This is a genomic window from Gilliamella sp. W8123 (assembly GCF_016101085.1).
In the GTDB taxonomy this organism is placed as follows: Bacteria; Pseudomonadota; Gammaproteobacteria; order Enterobacterales; family Orbaceae; genus Gilliamella; species Gilliamella apis.
Genome location: NZ_JACFRE010000002.1, coordinates 186,458 through 203,927 on the forward strand (window position 1 = coordinate 186,458; position 17,470 = coordinate 203,927).

The 17,470-nt window shown below is 33.9% G+C and carries 10 protein-coding genes; 3 read left to right on the plus strand and 7 right to left on the minus strand.

Annotated features, from left to right (window positions below; translation table 11 throughout):
- Window positions 1-159 precede the first annotated feature (159 nt).
- The gene (locus H3T56_RS03690; RefSeq protein WP_198192057.1) at window positions 160-1,518 is read right to left on the minus strand and encodes an MFS transporter; all 1,359 of its coding nucleotides are present in this window, start codon (window positions 1,516-1,518) and stop codon (window positions 160-162) included.
- 306 nt (window positions 1,519-1,824) lie between these two features.
- Here H3T56_RS03690 and H3T56_RS03695 point away from each other — a divergent pair, with 306 nt between their 5' ends.
- Window positions 1,825-2,508 carry a helix-turn-helix transcriptional regulator gene (locus H3T56_RS03695; protein WP_144187846.1) on the plus strand — a complete coding sequence of 228 codons (684 nt, stop codon included), beginning with the start codon at window positions 1,825-1,827 and terminating at the stop codon, window positions 2,506-2,508.
- A gap of 631 nt (window positions 2,509-3,139) precedes the next feature.
- Here H3T56_RS03695 and H3T56_RS03700 read toward each other — a convergent pair.
- The 4 genes from H3T56_RS03700 to H3T56_RS03715 all read right to left on the minus strand — a co-directional run bounded on the left by H3T56_RS03700 (window position 3,140) and on the right by H3T56_RS03715 (window position 10,326).
- Window positions 3,140-4,357 carry an MFS transporter gene (locus tag H3T56_RS03700; RefSeq protein ID WP_198192058.1) on the minus strand — a complete coding sequence of 406 codons (1,218 nt, stop codon included), beginning with the start codon at window positions 4,355-4,357 and terminating at the stop codon, window positions 3,140-3,142.
- A gap of 145 nt (window positions 4,358-4,502) precedes the next feature.
- A complete protein-coding gene (locus H3T56_RS03705; protein ID WP_198192059.1) occupies window positions 4,503-6,260 on the minus strand; it encodes an ABC transporter ATP-binding protein in 1,758 nt (585 codons plus the stop codon).
- Complete coding sequence (locus H3T56_RS03710) at window positions 6,260-8,011, minus strand: ABC transporter ATP-binding protein (protein ID WP_144187850.1); 1,752 nt, start codon at window positions 8,009-8,011, stop codon at window positions 6,260-6,262. Before H3T56_RS03710 ends, H3T56_RS03705 begins: the two co-directional genes overlap by 1 nt.
- 308 nt (window positions 8,012-8,319) lie before the next feature.
- Window positions 8,320-10,326 carry a TonB-dependent receptor gene (locus H3T56_RS03715; protein WP_144187852.1) on the minus strand — a complete coding sequence of 669 codons (2,007 nt, stop codon included), beginning with the start codon at window positions 10,324-10,326 and terminating at the stop codon, window positions 8,320-8,322.
- Between the two features lie 1,161 nt (window positions 10,327-11,487).
- Here H3T56_RS03715 and H3T56_RS03720 point away from each other — a divergent pair.
- Window positions 11,488-13,704: a TonB-dependent receptor gene (locus H3T56_RS03720; RefSeq protein WP_198192060.1), complete on the plus strand. Its 2,217-nt coding sequence runs from the start codon at window positions 11,488-11,490 to the stop codon at window positions 13,702-13,704.
- 49 nt (window positions 13,705-13,753) lie between these two features.
- Here the strand turns inward: H3T56_RS03720 and H3T56_RS03725 are convergent, their stop codons facing one another.
- Window positions 13,754-14,641 carry an AraC family transcriptional regulator gene (locus H3T56_RS03725; protein WP_198192061.1) on the minus strand — a complete coding sequence of 296 codons (888 nt, stop codon included), beginning with the start codon at window positions 14,639-14,641 and terminating at the stop codon, window positions 13,754-13,756.
- Window positions 14,642-14,775: 134 nt separating this feature from the next.
- On the opposite strand from H3T56_RS03725, the gene H3T56_RS03730 reads away from it, so the two are divergent.
- Window positions 14,776-15,984 carry an MFS transporter gene (locus tag H3T56_RS03730; protein WP_198192062.1) on the plus strand — a complete coding sequence of 403 codons (1,209 nt, stop codon included), beginning with the start codon at window positions 14,776-14,778 and terminating at the stop codon, window positions 15,982-15,984.
- A gap of 17 nt (window positions 15,985-16,001) precedes the next feature.
- On the opposite strand, the gene H3T56_RS03735 is transcribed toward H3T56_RS03730, so the two are convergent.
- A complete protein-coding gene (locus H3T56_RS03735; protein ID WP_198192063.1) occupies window positions 16,002-17,378 on the minus strand; it encodes an MFS transporter in 1,377 nt (458 codons plus the stop codon).
- Window positions 17,379-17,470 lie beyond the last annotated feature (92 nt).

Genomic DNA, 17,470 nt, shown 5'->3' on the forward strand with positions numbered 1-17,470 from the left:
GTGATACTTATCCTATTTCATACTCTGATGAGCTTAGTTATAGACAATTCTGCAATAAATGAACAAATAAATACACTTCAAACACTCTTTTATATAATGATTTATCCTAAATGTTATCTATTTGCACAATTAGCTACATGATAACCGATAAAATTTTAATTATTTTTTCCTAAACAACGAAAAATATGAATATACCAACATGGTTGAAAGTACAACAAGAGTAATACCCCATAATGTTTGATAGTTAGAAATGTTCTCTAAAGGGGAAATATCTATTTCTAACAACGCTAAAGAACATGCTGCTCCAATAATAATTCCCCCATTTTGAAAAAGCCTTATCAAGCTTCCTATCGTGGATTGTTTATCTTTTTTTTGCTCCATCGCTATCTGAATTAATGAACTTTGAAACAGTCCGCCACCTAATCCGTAGCACATAGCAGCTATAACATAATTAAAGACTGAAATATTAAAACTAACCAAGAAAAGCAAGGCAAAAGCAGATAACATAAGCGGTAAAGCATAAATTAGTATAATTTTTTTATAATTTGGATTTATTACTTTTTTGACAAATACACTTAAAATAACGCCAATGGGTGAAGCAGTACAAATTAATCCTATTTCGTCAATAGGATAGCTAGTTTCTCTAGTAAATATGATAGGTGATGCTGAAAAAATAATGCCCGCGGTCAGTCCAAAAATCAAACTGCCAATTGAAATGTATCTAATTGACGAAATTGATAATAATTTGACAGGGAAAAAAGGATTGGAGTGTTTTGATTCAATCTTCCAAAAAAATAAAAATATGATCAAAGTAGAAAAACTGATGAAGCTTGTTTCAACCGACGATAGGTTTATATTATTAGAATAAATAAGAGAAACACAACCGACTAACATCATGAAAAATAGTATCATTCCTTTTAAATCGAAAGTCTCTTTATTTAGTAAGATTACTGATTCATTTATTCTCAAACAAAAAAGAGATCCCACAATACACAATGGAACGTTAATTAGAAATAAAAATTGCCACCCCCATAATTTTAAAATAATACCTCCAAAAGAAGGTCCTAAAATTGGTCCTAAACTTATCGCCAACATTATGAAAGAATTTAATTTTATTTTTTGTTTGCTTGATTGTAAACCAGCCAATCCCAGACAATTTGCTTGCAATAATGCGGCACCTATTCCTTGTCCACATCTAGATAAAATAAGCTGATTAGCAGAATCTGAAAATCCAGCAATCATTGAGGTTAGACCAAAAAGCAAGAAGCCTACTATTAACGCTATTTTTTGCCCTAAAAAGTCACCAAGCCAACCGCTAGGAACTAGAAAAATAATTAGCAATAATAAATATAAAGTAATTGATAATCCGATATATTCTAAAGAAACATCAAAATCGACTGAAAAGGAATTTAACGCTAAGTTTATAATCCCAGTATCTAATGTTGATAAAAATAATCCTAAAAAACATATAATATAAATAGAATACATTGGTTTAGTACTATTAACTGCTTGAGTCATTTAAAGGTCTCACCTTACTAAAATTTCGCTTTTAACTGACTACCTACAGAAAAAAGTGAATGCAAAAGTAACCAACCATTAGAATAGAAGTTGCAAAAATGAAATATTTTTTTTCATAGAGTTTCATGTACTTTCTTTTTGTGTTGGTGAAAATATCCAATTAGCTTATTTACTTTTTATAAATTATGTTTAAAAAGAAATTTAAACAAATTAGCAAAAAAGCTTATATTAATATGCTTTGCTTAGTTGGTTGCCAATTGAATAATAACTAAAAATGCCATTGACTTTTTTTGGAGATTCTAAAAAGTGAGTAAATTATATTGTGAGGATTTAATACGATTTTCGGATGCAATGTCTGACGTCAGTAGAATTATGATAATTACGGAATTAATGAATGGTAGAGCGCTTTCAGCCTCATGGTTAGCAAATCGACTGAATTTATCACCACAAGCTACTCGGTTTCATTTAAAAAAATTAGAAGATGTTGCACTTATCCATCACAGAGTATGTGGTAAACACCACTACTATGAAATAAAAAATCAAGATACAGCAATGTTTATTGAATCAACGTTTAACATTATTCCGCCAAATGATTGTTTATTTTTATCCAACTCTAAAACTAAAGAAAAATTTAAAGAGGCAAGAACATGTTATAAACATTTAGCTGGCTCATGGTCTGTAGCACTTACCCAATCATTTATTAATAATGAATTTATTGTTATACAAGACAATTTTTTTGTAGTTACTGAAAAAGGTAAACTCTTTTTTAATGAACATAAGTTATTATTTAACACATCTAACACAGCTTGTGTTGGCAAGCGCTGTATAGATTTTACTGAACATCGGGATCATATTGGTGGTCCATTAGGGACTTTATTGCTTCAATCAATGCTACAACAAGAATGGTTTAAACAAAATGATAATAATCGTGGATTGACAATTACGCCAAAAGGAAGGAAAAATTTAAATCTGTTATTAATTGATAAATAGGAAATTTACAATAAATATTAATTAATACCACCGCTAAAAAATCTCTGATATCATGCTAACACATTGATTAACATAAAATTATAAATTATCATTATAATTAAATACAGCCTTATGCAATAATTTTAGCAACTGACGCTTTAGCAGTATTAATCTTTAGCAGTTTTCCATCTTAACCATATAATGATGTAATTCTGGAATTAACGATGGCATGAGGTTGGTCATATGCTCTAGATAGGTTGTGTTTGCTAAATGAAAAAATAAAATGACCAATAAAACTAATAAATAATCATTAACTGAATAAATAAAAGTAATCGTAAATAAAAACAATATCATCAAAAATTGTGCAACCAACAGCCAATTCTGATAATAGCCTGACGATGTTTTTAAATATTTATCAATAAACGGCGCCCATAACACCTTAAAAGTAATTGAGAAAGACATGAGTAGAATAAGGCTTAATTTATCCAGCGCAGTAACGTTATTATATAAAACTAAAATCAAAGCAACCGACAAAAAGGTTATGCCAAGAGACTGCGTGGAATATAAATTAAAAAATAAAAAACAAATCTGTTTGGGGATATTTTTTATCTTTTTATGGGTCATTTTAATATAAACCTTAACGTGACAACGATTAATTATGTTTAGCGGTTACTATTTTTAATCCTGTAGATAGCGGGATTAAGCATATCAACACCAAAATTGCTGAAAAAATAAATGGATAACCATCACTATTTGGTAAGGGTAGACTAACCGTAAAGTAATACATACTGGTAGCACAAACTGGCCCTAATACAGCCCAAAAACTGGTAATAGACGACAATGCTCCCATTAACAGCCCTTGCTTTGAATCAGTAACCTGCGATGAAAAAATACTTACAATGGAGGAGTTACTGATGCTTGAAAAACTATAAATCATCATCGCCATGTATATCGCTAAAGTACTATTAGAAAGAGCAATGCATGTCAACCCAAGCGCAAATAAAATGAATCCTAATAAAGGAACTTGATGATCGCTTAGCACATAGCGAACTAGCTTAAGCAAAACTGTTTGGGCAAATAAGCCTCCGATTCCAAGGATGACAAAAGATGTTGCGATTTGACTATCATTCCATGTAAAACGATATTTTGTAAAAAATGGCCACAAGATAATAGAGAACTGCGTCGCAAACATAAAAATAATTTGCACAATAAATAGGTGAAATAAGCCTTTACACTTAAGAAAATAAGCTACCGAAGAAAACGGATTATCAATTTTAAATGCTCTTCTTTTGTCTTTAGGTAGCGTTTCTTTAAAAAAGAAAATAACGCACAGTAACCCCAGCAAGCTAAAGATAGCAGCAACATAAAAAGGAACTCTTATCCCAGACTGAACTACAACTGCTGAGATAGATGGTCCAATAACTAAGCCCAAACTCATTACGCCAAATATAAAACCATAATTCTGCATTTTACTTTTTTCATCACTCATATCCGCGACACTTGCCAGAGAAACAATGACTGAAGAGCCAGCAATACCAGCGATAATTCGAGCTAGAAATAAAAGATATAAATTTTGGCTAATGGCATATAAAAAATAATCAAGGGTAAATGCCGTGAAGCAAATAATTAAAATTGGCTTGCGACCAAATTTATCGGAAACCGCCCCCATTACTGGCGCAAAAATAAACTGCATTATACCAAAAGTTGCTAGCAGCCACCCACCGATAAGCGCATTATCAACGACCCCCTCGTGAGTTACCGATTCCAACAAAGAGGGGATAATCGGGTTAATAAGAAATAAACCAATTTGGTCTAAAAAAACGGTTATCAACAAACATATAAAGGATAAAGACAATGTCTTCTTTTGCATATCAACCTCACAATAACGAACTTACTAAAAAATTTATCATCCAATTTCAAAGACGAAGAGCAAACGACTAAAAATGTTGCAACACATTAAGCTGTCTACACTTCGTAACTCACAGTGGGCAACAACATTAATGCGGCAGATAGAGTTAATTTTGCTGAAGATGCCAAAACTCTTTATAAATTCCATCTTGTTGCAATAACTGCTGGTGAGTACCACTTTCCACTATTTCGCCTTTATCAATTACTACAATTTGCTCAGCACCGATGATAGTAGAAAGTCGATGAGCGATAACTAATACTGTTTTCCCTTGCACTAGCTTATTAATCACCTTTTGCACTGCCAGTTCATTCTCAGTATCGAGAGCGGCAGTTGGCTCATCGAGGATAAGAATAGGTGCATTTTTCAAAATGGCTCTGGCAATAGAGATACGCTGCCTCTCCCCACCAGAGAGACTTTTACCAATATCATTGAGTTGTGTTTGATAACCGTCGCGGAAATTCTGGATAAATTCGTGGCAATTTGCCTGTTTACAAACTTCGATGACTTCCTCGTCACTAGCGGATAATTTTGCCATTCTAATGTTATTAATAATGGTGTCTTGAAACAAATAGACATCCTGAAATACTACAGAGACTAGGCTCATTAACTTACTCTGAGACATATCTCGAATATCAATACCACCGATTTTAATACTTCCTGATTTTACATCAGCAAACCGAAGAATAAGCTTGGTTATTGTAGTCTTACCGCAACCACTGGCACCGACCAAAGCGGTTAATGCTTTTTCTGGGATCTGAAGGGATATATCCTTAAGAACATATTTGTCTTGCCCTCGGTACGAAAAGTTAACTCGTTCAAATTCAATATTATAGTGATCAGGCATAATCTCTGCCTTTTTTTCAGGTAATGATGGTGCATTCAACAGTTCCTGCAATTTTTCGTACCCTATAACTAATGATTCAAGCATTGATGACATTTGTACAAAATAATTTAATACATCCGTGGAACGAGCAACGATTAATAACACGCTGGCTAATAAGAGGTAAGAAATGGTCGTAGCATTCACCAAATAGGCACCTAACGAGATGATAAGGATCAAACCAATTTGGATCACGATAGTTATAATTAAGTTAGGTTTTTCGCCTTTTTTTGTGCCAATACGCAGTATATTTGCCACATCTGTTGTTACCTTAATAAACTCTGTCATCTTCTCTTCGGTTTGGCCTGTCGATTTTAATACGTCAAGTCCTTGTACAAACTCGACAGCTTCCCCTTTTAATTTGGCATTGGCTTCTGCCAGAATGCTAAAACCTCTGCGATAGGCCTTCCTACGCCACAGGTAGAGTGGAATTGCCATTGGAAAGACCAAAAGCATCATCAAAGAAAGTTGCCAACTGTAAAAGAACAAGGCGATTGCAGCTGATAGAGGTACAACCACGCCGATAATGATGATATTGAGTAGCATAAATGTAAATACTGCCGCTTCATTTACACTTTGCATCATAAGGTAATTTATTTCCCCAGATCTAAACTGACTTAAATAATCTAAGGAAATATGTCTTAGCTTGTTACCTAATTTTTCCCTTAGCTCGGTAACTGCCAACGTCGAATAACCATCCGCATCATAGCGTTCACAAAGCACCTTAAAAATAAAACTACCTATCAATAGAACAACGACAATAATTAAATGAGTAACTGTTGCAGTAACACTTTTGGCTTCTAGTGCTGCAAATAAGGGATATAGTAAAACCAACGAAACGCCAAATAGACAAGAGGAGATCACAGTATAAATCAGACTGCGGATCAATATTTTCTTTTGCTTACCAGCCGCATTGATTAAGCCAATATACGTTTTCAGCAATGATTTTGTTGTGCGTGTGTCTGTATTAATATACTCTTTCATCACTTTTCTCCATCAGCCAAATTATTGACTGGAATCGACCAATCTTTTGCTTTGTTATACTCTTGCCATAACAATTTATAATCACTAGAATTTTCGATTAAATCATTATGTGTCCCATGAGTTTTAATCATCCCTTTATCCAATAATATTATTTGGTCGGCATTGACAATCGTCGATAAGCGGTGGGTTACCATAATGACAGTTTTATTTTTATCAATTAAACGGTTAAAGGCTTTTAACAACAAGGCCTCATTTCGGGCATCAGAAAAAGCCGTCGGTTCATCTAAAATAACGATCGGTCGATTTTGTAAAAAAACTCGGGCAATGGTGATCCTCTGTTTTTGACCACCGGATAATAACTGCCCTCTTTCTCCTGCCAGAGTGTTATATTGTTGAGGAAGTGTCAAAATGAAGTCGTGAATTTCAGCTTTTTTGGCGGCTTCAATAACATCTTCATCAGAGATATCGTCCAACCCATAGCGTATGTTATCTGCGATAGAGCATGAGAATAAAAAGTTATCTTGAAAAACAAATGAGATTCTCGACATAAGTTCAGCGTATTCAATCTCTTTTATATTAACTCCACCTAAAGTTATCGTTCCAGAGGTTGCATCAAGAAAACGAGGAATAAGATTTGTCAGAGTTGTCTTACCAGAACCAGATGTACCAATAAGAGCGGTAAATGAATTTTCAGGAATTTTGATATTGATATTGGATAAAACAGAGTCAGAATTCTGGTAACAAAACCCAACGTTTTTGAAAATTATCTCATTATTATCAGGTAATAGCGGGTTGGAAGGCGCCGCTAAAATTGGTAGATTTTCAACTTCAAATATCCTTTCTATTGCTGCCTTTGACTTTTGTAATATCTGAAATAGACTCATCACTGGATGAACACTTTCTGCAATACCGATCGCCAGCAATAAAAAACAGAACGTCGTGATAAATGAGATTTGGTCATTTAGTTGGGCTAAACTCAATCCAACAACTAATATGATACTCATCGGCATAGCGGAGAAAAGGCTGCGAGCAATTTTTGTAGACAATCGCATAGATTGCAACCAATGAAAGACCACCTGGCTATAGTTTTCCAGTGCTTTTTGATATTGACCGAATGCTCCCTCCCCGGCATCAAATGTTCTTACCGCACTCATTCCCTGAATATATTCAATGATTTTACTGTTGATTTGAATAGTTGCATTATTATAGCTTTCCTTTAAAAGCTTAGCTTTTTTCATGATAAAACTCAGCAGTAGAAAAGTAACTAAAGTGATGGCAAATACAATGCTTGCAAAGACCCAATTAAAGATAAATAAAACCAGCAAGGTAAAAATTGGCGTAACGAATGCCTCGGCTTTTAAGGGCGGAGCATCAGCCACAAAGGCATGTAATTCTTTAATATCATCAATTAATGTTTTGACAAGATTTCCGTTGCCCATGTTTCTAACCGTTTCAATTGGCAATTGATTGATCTTTTTGATAAGCCTAGTTCGTAATATTTTTTCTAGTTCAAATGCCGCATAGTGAGACTTATCGTGAGCATAAGTTCTCAGCGTATAAAAAAGAATACTCAGAACAAGTAGAGAGACAATCGGCAATCCCGGGAAGACGCTAGCATCCAACATCAATTGGTGTAAAACCCAGATCAACGTTAACCAGATACTCAGTTTAAGCACCTGAGCAATTGATGCCAAAAATATTGAATGAGATACTTTATTCTTTACTGGCAGAAATATATCCGTGTGATTCATAATTAAGTGTATCCTTAGCCTATATCTATCATGTAATAAGAAACAATCTCTAGGTTATCGCAATTAAACATATTAACCTCGAATGCCTTTGCTTTCTCTTACAATAAGTTAACCTTTTTACTGCCGAAATTTTTTCTTTGCTTAAGTTTTTTGCTTTGCTAAGCGAACTATACTGGCAAAGTAGGCATAACGGTCCCATTAATAGAATCTAGTCAGTTATATCAATACAGGAGAAATCCAGTATTATTTGAGTTGTTCATATAATTTAACCTTAAATCACATTGATAATTATACAGCGACTATCGTTGTTAAAATCTCAGCTCTGTAGAAATCCCCACCATACGTGGCTGTTGATAAGTTGTATACCCACCATCAATAATTTTAGTTTTTTTATCAGAGTTAAATGCATTTTCGGTATAGAGCTTTATATTGCCATGTTTGAAGTTATAGGTTATATACGCGTTTGCCTGTGAGTATCCGTTAGTTTTTGAATCTTTACTATTCGATACGGATGAGTAATAAGAGTCGGTGTAATTTAAGTTAGCTCCAATTTCAAAGCCCGCAGGCAATGTATAATAACTACCTATATTGAATGTATAACCGGGAGAACGGCTGAGTTTATTATTTTTATAATTTGGATTCCCTGAAAATTCTTTAATTTTAGTTTTCAGCAACCCTACGCCTGCAAAAAGATTTAAATCATTTGTTGCTTGCCAATTAAGATTAAACTCTACACCATAAGTCACTGCTTTATCGGCATTATCAATTACTGGGCTACCAAAAATATTATAATAAGGAAGCTGTAAATTTTTATAGTCATTATAAAATAGATTGGTACTAAGTTTTAGGCGCTTGTTTGGTGAAATCCAACGATGATACAACTCATAACTCCACACATATTCAGTATCGTATTCATATGTTGCAAAAGGTGGAATAAATGAGATTCCGGCACCTCCTGGGTTATAACCGCGTGCTACCTTGACACCTATGCGATGAGCGTCGTTAAAAAGATAGGCTACGTCAAGTTTAGGCAGGAATTCCTTTTCTTTACTTTTGTAGTTCACAACAAAGAGTTTTCCTCCGTTACGTTTATGATCCTCTTGTTCATAGCGAGCAGACATATTTACTTCAATATATGCTAGAGGGTTAAACGTTACTTCGCCATATATCGCCTTCGTTTCAGTTTTATCGTGATAATTGTTTTTCTTAATTAATAACACCGATTCATCTTGAGGTGAGTTGTAATAAAACAAACCGACTAAACCGCGATAATCTCCAGAATTGAATCTCAATATTGGCTCAACCTGAACTTCATGACCTTCAACCCGAGCTGGTCCTCCGGAGGAAAGCGCATAACGATCCTGAATATAGTTTGAATAAATAACTTTATTTTCAAATTCTAAAGCATCATTTATTTGATAACCAATATCCCAAATATTACTCGCTGAACGTACTTGGAATACTGCCCGGTAAGTTTCAGACTTATTACGTGGCTTGAACTCGCCCTGTGGCGCTCGTGAGTCAATATGGGAAAACGTATAGCGACTATAAAAATCGGGGAGTGTTGATGGTAACCAATAAAGCTTTGCTCTCACTGTAGTTGCTTCAAATTTACGCGAGTTACCTGCCGGATAATAATCAGCAAGATGTTCAGATGACTGTCGCTCTTGTCGATCCATACTCAGGCGTAATAATAATTCATCTTTAAGTACAGGCCCGGAAAGCATCGCTGCGTACTGGCGACGGTTTTGATTACCGTAATCAAACTTTACTGCACTTTCGTATTCATTGACTGGGTCGTTACTTTGCATAACCACCGATCCGGCAATAGCATTACGCCCCTGCGCATAGCTTTGCGGACCGCGATACACTTCAATCTGCTTCATATCCCATAATGATTTATTACCGTAAGCCAATTCGTTATAGTTTGAGGTACGGCCATCGATTGAAACGTTAAAGCGAGGGCGCGCACCGGTAAAGAATGCCATAGAACCAGGCGAGTTCGAACCTTCAATACCGCGGATTGTGGGTAATTCGTTTCCCAGTCCTGTATCTATGATATTAGGTGTTTCCTTTAATACCTGATTTAAAGAGTACAGATCTGGACGACGCTCTAGTTCTTTATTGGTAATAATGTTAACACTTGAACCGGTTTCAACCTCGCTGCGGTCAACTCTTTCGCCGACGACAATGATTATATCATCAGGTTGTTGTGTTTCTGTCTTATTGCTGATCTCATTTGCCATACTAACCGCGCTATAGCCACTAATCATGCACAAACTAAATAAACTTAATTTAGACTTCAAACTTTTCATGTACAAATCCTATTGTTATTATGTTATTCACATATTGCTGCATATTAATGACCAGCTGGTACCAAACCCAAAATTCCGATTTTTGGTTTGTTAGTGTGTTCGTTTTATTGAGTAAAACAAAACAACCGTATATTCCAATCAGTCGAAAATAAGTGTGAAACGCTTGCTGAAGTATTTTAGTCAATTCTAAATTATCACCAACTTCCCAAACAGCATCCTCAAAGGTTTGATTTGTCGCTTTTTATTCAATAATATTCTGTTAAATAGCCATTTTTTTTACTTTTTTTAAAAATTTTACTTATCTGTAAACAGATAAAATTGACCATCAATGATATTGATAATTATTATCAGTTGAGATCTTTTATCATATTGCAAACTTATTGTCAAACCTATCAAACATTTGTTTTTTCATCATGAAAAATTCATTTAATTTATTGATATTAAATAAATTAATGGGAACAACATTTGTATTAAGAAATTTTTTCAAACAATATGCTTAACCTTTATTACCAAAGGTTAATAAGATGTTTTTTTGTGCAAATTTAGATTATTAATTGGAATATTAAATATTTTGATTTTGATCACTTATTTACATATTTCATAGCCATATTTAAATCAGTTGATGCAAGACGTTTATCATGAGGCTGGCATATCAGAGGTCAGTAATCAAATATAGCTATAGATACTAAATAATTTATAAGAATCACCTTGTAACAGAGAATGATTAACAACTAATTTAGAATAACGATATAAATGCTAAATAACATATAGTGACAAAGTTAAGAATATTAGATATGAGAGATAATTTTTTGTTATTTAAATGATAGTTTCAAATGATGCGATTAATTCAACCTAACATTTCGCAATATCATGCTTATAAGCACAAAATTTCAGAAAATAGCAGCAAAATATTTCATATATAAATCAATTAATTAAATAAAAAAACAGTGAAATTAGCAAAAAACAGACCTGATTCGGTTATTTTTGCCCAATATGGGGAGTCCTTTCCTAGCAAAACATTTACATTATAAATGATAATTATTCTTATTTAAACATATCAATGCTGCTAATTAAGTAGCACGTTAAATAATCAATTTATTAATGAAGCAAAAATATACCCCTATTGCTTATTTGGGTTATGGCTGAATTTAGGAAAAAAGTATGAGATACAAATTAGTTTTCACCAATAAAATAACGAATAAAGCTTTACTTTATTCTAACAAAAGCATTATTAATTCACCTTGGTTATTGACCGGTATTTTCTGTTTATCTTTTAGTGCAATGGCAGATACAGTTGATGAAAAAGACGATACTAATCAAGTAGAACAATTAATTGTTACCGCTAGACATGTCAAAGAGTCAGCCAAAGATATTCCTTTTACCATCAACATTGCTGATGATAAAAAATTGGTTGACCGTCGCGAAATGACTTTGGAAAAAGCTTTAAATGATACTGTGGGCGTACAAGTAATTAGTAATATGGGAGCGGCGAAATCTATACGGATGCGTGGCGTCGGCTCGGTATTACCAATGAGTGGCGATGACAGTTCGGTTAGTATTAACGTCGATGGGATGCCACAGTCAAGAAGTAATACGACCTTAAATTTACTTGATGTTCAGCGTGTCGAAGTACTAAAAGGTCCACAAGGAACACTATTTGGTAGAAATAGTGAGGCTGGCGCCATCAATGTTATTTCAAAAAAACCAACTAGTTATTTTGAATCAACTTTTAGAACCGAATTTGGACAAGACCATCAAATATTAACAGAAGGTGTCATCAGTGGTCCTTTAACCGAGCAGTTAAGTGGCCGTTTTGCTGTCCGTTATGATGAAGCAGATAGTATTTTAGAAAATGTTAATGACCATAAACCAGTGAGTATTCTTAGAAATAAAATCGCTAGAGGTTCATTGTTATGGGAAGCTTCAGAACTCACATCTATCTCATTTATTACTGAATTAGAAGATGCAATGGGTATGGATGATATGTATGTTATGCGTCCTTACGGTCACCATCCAAAAATTAACATTCCTAATAGCAGCGATAAGAATGACAAAAATATTTACCGTTTTAATTTTAAAGTTGAACATCAACTTGATAATAGTGTTTTAAGTTCTATAACAAGTTATTCTTACTCTAAAAATGACAATCGAGCACCGATTTACGAAGGTAAATTATATAACCATTTAATAGGTATATCTCCCCCTTCAAATTGGTCGTTTTTAACTAAAGAGAATCTTTTCAATCAAGAATTTAGAATCTCTTCAAAACCTGATGCATCTATATTTTGGGTTGCCGGAGTTAATTATTATACTAATAACCGACATAGAAACACCTATGATGTTATAGATGTTTTTTACCCGACTAATCCTTTAAATGCAGATATTAAGAGAAAATTTGAGACAGATAATGTAGGTCTATTTGGGGAAATTACTTATCCTCTTACCGAAAAATTGAAATTAACAACCGGCATTCGCCAATCTTACGAAAAGAAAAATTATCGAGCAAAATGGTCAGCTAACGCAATTTATACCGACAATGCGTCGGGAATGCCAACTTTAGCATTTGATAAGCAAAAAATAACTGATCATTATACTACTGGTCGACTTGGATTAAACTATCTTCTCAACGATAATGCCACCCTTTATGGTCTCTATTCTAGAGGTTATAAAACAGGTGGTTTTAATGATGAAGGAACCGATTTTGCCACATTGGGTTATTCAGACCAAGCCTATAAATCAGCTTATGTAAACACTTATGAAATTGGATTAAAAACTGAAAATAATACCGTTGGACTAAACACTGCACTATTTTATAACGATACAAAACGTGAACACTTAATGGCTTACAATCCAGCAACATTTGTATCTGTGGTTGAAAATTATGATATTCGAAGTTATGGTGTAGAGCTAGATGGTTTTTGGAAAGCACCTGGAAACTTGGACTTTACCGGCGGCATAGGTTACACCAATGCTAAAATCGTCGGCACTCCAAGCCAAAGTTTAGCTCATGTGAAAAAACATAACCAAGTACCGGATACATCACATTGGAATGCTAACTTAACCATTTTACACTCTATACCGCTTAATTTAGCTTCAGGAATATCATTGGAAACACAAGTAACAGATCGTTATATTGGCTCTCGTAAAGCCGATGTACAAAATAATTTTGGTTTGAAAGCTTATAACAAACTTGATGCTCGAATTGCCGTTAAAACTGAAAATGCTGAATTTTATGTATGGGGCGATAATCTGCTCAATAAATCTTATGATATATGGGGATATTATATTCCTGCCATGTATCCGGATGGTCCAGATGCAACCATTGGATCACCAGGCAGAGGTAGAACAATCGGCGTTGGTTTCATTTATAACTATTAACATGCATTATGTAACAACCTGATATTATTAACTTTGATCTGTGCTGCCACTATTTAACATTATTATATGAATGCTGGCGGCGCATCTCTTTAGGTAACACACCAAACTGTTTCCTAAATGCTGAACTGAAATGACTAATATTACTATATCCCAGCATAATAGCTGTTTCAGTAACACTATTTTCGATTAATAATTGTTTAGCTTTATTCATTCTTTCCGTCAAATAATAGGCATAAATACTTTTACCAAAAATCTGCTTAAATCCTTTTTTTAACTTGCTATGATTAAGACCAACCTGCTTGGCTAACCAATCAATGGTTGGTGGATTGGTTAAATCATTGATTAAATAGTCACGTGCATCATTAAATTGTTTATACTCCCATTGGGTAAATTCTTGATGTCCTAAATGATTATCAAAAGACTTGAAGTACCAATTTAAGTATTTTAATACATGGGCATAGACTAATAATCGATTTGACTGGTCCGTGTTTTGCATCAAGTAAAATAGCTCGCGAGCACAAGATAATACATTGCTATTTTGATGAATGGGATGATGATGCAGAAAAAAATTCACTTTCTTATCCAAATTAGAAAATTGAAAATCCATTTCGCCGAGTAAAACATCCAATAATTCAGGCATTATCATAACTTCAATGTTACAAAAATCTTTAGAGTGCTGTAGATGAAATGTCTCACCATCAGCAAAGCCGAAAGTCAAATCCCCTTTATGGGTAATAAGTTTCCTATCTTTAACTTGCATACTCAACTTACCTTGTAACTGACAATTAAAACATAAACATTTATCACTACTAGGAAATGCTTTATTGATATCGATGGCATTTAGATCATCGGCACTATTCACACATACCGCTAAACCAGGTTGTAACTCCATGAATGAACTGTTCTTTTTATTATTGGGTAATTTATCTAAATGCATATATCCTCCAAACAAATAAACGATAACAAATATCATTTGCGTTTACAACAAAATAAAGCTACCATTTATCAGCTAATATCCTTTGGAGCATAGAATTTATAATATTTTTATTATAAAAGCTTATAAAACACCACATGGACGATAAAACCATCTCCGCAGATAAACAAAAAAACTATTTTTTATTTATTATTGCTCAGCTCTATATTATACAAGGAATTCCAGTAGGACTGGCTTTTGACGCCTACCCTATCCTCTTACGTGACTCAGGTGTTTCACTGGCTGTGATAGCCATGATTCCGCTAGCTGGTTTACCATGGGTCGTTAAATTTTTATGGGCGCCAATTGTTGAAAATCACTGGATAGCTAAAATTGGCTATCGGAAAAGCTGGTTACTGCCTATGCAATGTTTATTAGCAATACTTATAACCATCATCGCCTTCACCCCTTTTACGGCAGAAACAACCACTTATCTTCTTCTAGTTATTATTTTATCTTGTATCGTTTCTGCAACACTCGATATTGCAACTGATGGACTGGCAGCTGATTTATCACAAAACAATACTATTAGCCAGATAAATAGTATTCAAGTTATGGGCAATATTACTGGTATGCTTATTGGTGGGGCTGGAGTAACAGTTTGTTATGATTATTTAGGAAAAACCTATAGTATCTTATTGTTAGTTGTGATTATTTTTGTATCGATTCTACAACTCACTATATGGACAGAGCCCAATTTAGGCCACAATTCACGATCCAATTCACGCGCAAGAATCAACAATTTTTTTAAACGAAAAAATGCTTACCATATGCTATTGCTTGCGATCATGATACCTTTTGCTGGTTCGGTAATTTTAACCACAACTAAATTTATTTTACTGGATCATGGGTTCTCTGTGAGTGATGTTGGTATCTATACCGGTATTGGTGGGTATTTAACTATGCTTTTAGGTTGTGCCATTGCAGCCTATTTATTAAAAACTAAACACCCTTATCAGACGCTTAAACTTGGTTTTTGTTTATTATTTTTCCTAATTCTGTTTTGGTGTTTACTTTACTATATGCCTGATTATATTAATCCTATGACGACTACCATTATGATGACTATTTTAGGTATTGCTATAGGAACGATTAATGTTAGTATTTATACCATCACGATGATTTTTGCCAAGCAAGGAAAACAAACCGCTACAGATTATGCTATTTTTCAGAGCAGCTTATTATTCTCTGAAATAATTGGTTCCTCTATTTCAATGACAATTACAGAATACTTTAATTATTTAATTGCCTTTTTATTGGCTCTAATAAGTATTATTGTTATTAACCTAATGATTAGAAATAAATAATAGTGTTCATTGTTTGATTACTTTATTTTGTGGATGCGTGAAATACTAGCAATAAATGAAAATAAGGCAATAAAACTGGCACAACTAAAAGCATAAAAAACAAATCGTTTAAAATCTATTCCTTTATCACCTTCTAATGAAATTATTATTACCATAACAATAGCAGCACCAATTGACTGACCAGTTGTTCTGGCTGTAGACAACATTCCTGAGGCAATAACAGTTCGATTATGTTTAACATTAGTAAACATTTCTCTATTATTTGGCGGAATAAACAGACCGTAGCCAACTCCACAAATAGCGACTCGCCATAGGATATTAATTGTAGATACAGTTTCAGATAAAAAAGCTAATGAACTTAACCCTAAACAAAAAAGCATTGCACCAATTGAAGATATTTTAGTTGGATTAAAACGATTAGAAAGTATTCCAGCTAGTGGTGCACAGCAGGCTACAGCTACAGGCCATGGAGTAAACATAAATGCGGATTCAAGTACTGAATAACCATAAGTATGTTGTAATATAAATGGTAAACTGACCAATGCTATCCCTTGAGCGATAAAAATTAAAATTGAAGAAATTACAGCAAAACTGTATATCCTTGAATGAAATATATCTAAAGGCAATAATGGATATTTTGTATGATGTTGAGCTTTAATGAATATGATAAATAAAATTATCGCAACAAAAATACAAGATATAAGGGTTTTATTATCCCAATGTCCTATTTGATCAACCGCAATTACGGTTAACCCTAATGCAGTTGCCGAGCTTATAGCGCCTAACCAATCAAATCCTTTTCCTTTTTCGCTATCTTTGCCTAAAAAAACAAAAGAAAGTGTTATAGCGAGGATACCTAGCGGAATGTTGATATAAAAGAGCCAAGGCCAAGTTAAATATGAAATAATAAAGCCTCCCAATGCAGGCCCAATGGCGGTACCTACTGCAAAGACCATTGCATTTAATCCTAATATTGTTCCTAACATATTTGCCGGTAAAATAGTTCGATATAAACCTAACCCAACACTTATCATCATTGCATAACTTATTCCTTGCATCATTCGCATAACAACAAGAATTGAGAAGTTGGACGAAAGACCACAACCCAAAGATGAGAGCGTAAACAACAACATGCCTAATTTAAAAAAAAGTTTTTCTCCAACCCTTGAAGATAATGATGCACAAATTAGCATAGTTGCAGCACTAACAATCTGATAACTATTAACAATCCAAATACTTGATGACACCTCAATATCTAATACATTAACAATAGAAGGTAATGCAATATTCACAATTGAACCATCTAATGCCGACATCCCGACGCCGATTAAAATTGCTGCTGTAGCAAAATAAGGTCTTGAACTACCAAATTCTTGTGTATGGTTGTTTATCATATTAATTTATCTTTTTAATAAGTATTTATATTGAATTGCCGTATTATCAATAGCCTATTTGGATACACAACATTAACAAACGATACGCGTTG

Excerpts from the sequence above, each read along its gene's own strand:
- H3T56_RS03690 (WP_198192057.1), bottom strand. The coding sequence starts at position 1,518 with ATGACTCAAGCAGTTAATAGTACTAAACCAATGTATTCTATTTATATT.
- H3T56_RS03700 (WP_198192058.1), bottom strand. The coding sequence starts at position 4,357 with ATGCAAAAGAAGACATTGTCTTTATCCTTTATATGTTTGTTGATAACC.
- H3T56_RS03705 (WP_198192059.1), bottom strand. The coding sequence starts at position 6,260 with ATGAAAGAGTATATTAATACAGACACACGCACAACAAAATCATTGCTG.
- H3T56_RS03710 (WP_144187850.1), bottom strand. The coding sequence starts at position 8,011 with ATGAATCACACGGATATATTTCTGCCAGTAAAGAATAAAGTATCTCAT.
- H3T56_RS03715 (WP_144187852.1), bottom strand. The coding sequence starts at position 10,326 with ATGAAAAGTTTGAAGTCTAAATTAAGTTTATTTAGTTTGTGCATGATT.
- H3T56_RS03720 (WP_198192060.1), top strand. The coding sequence starts at position 11,488 with ATGAGATACAAATTAGTTTTCACCAATAAAATAACGAATAAAGCTTTA.
- H3T56_RS03725 (WP_198192061.1), bottom strand. The coding sequence starts at position 14,641 with ATGCATTTAGATAAATTACCCAATAATAAAAAGAACAGTTCATTCATG.
- H3T56_RS03730 (WP_198192062.1), top strand. The coding sequence starts at position 14,776 with ATGGACGATAAAACCATCTCCGCAGATAAACAAAAAAACTATTTTTTA.
- H3T56_RS03735 (WP_198192063.1), bottom strand. The coding sequence starts at position 17,378 with ATGATAAACAACCATACACAAGAATTTGGTAGTTCAAGACCTTATTTT.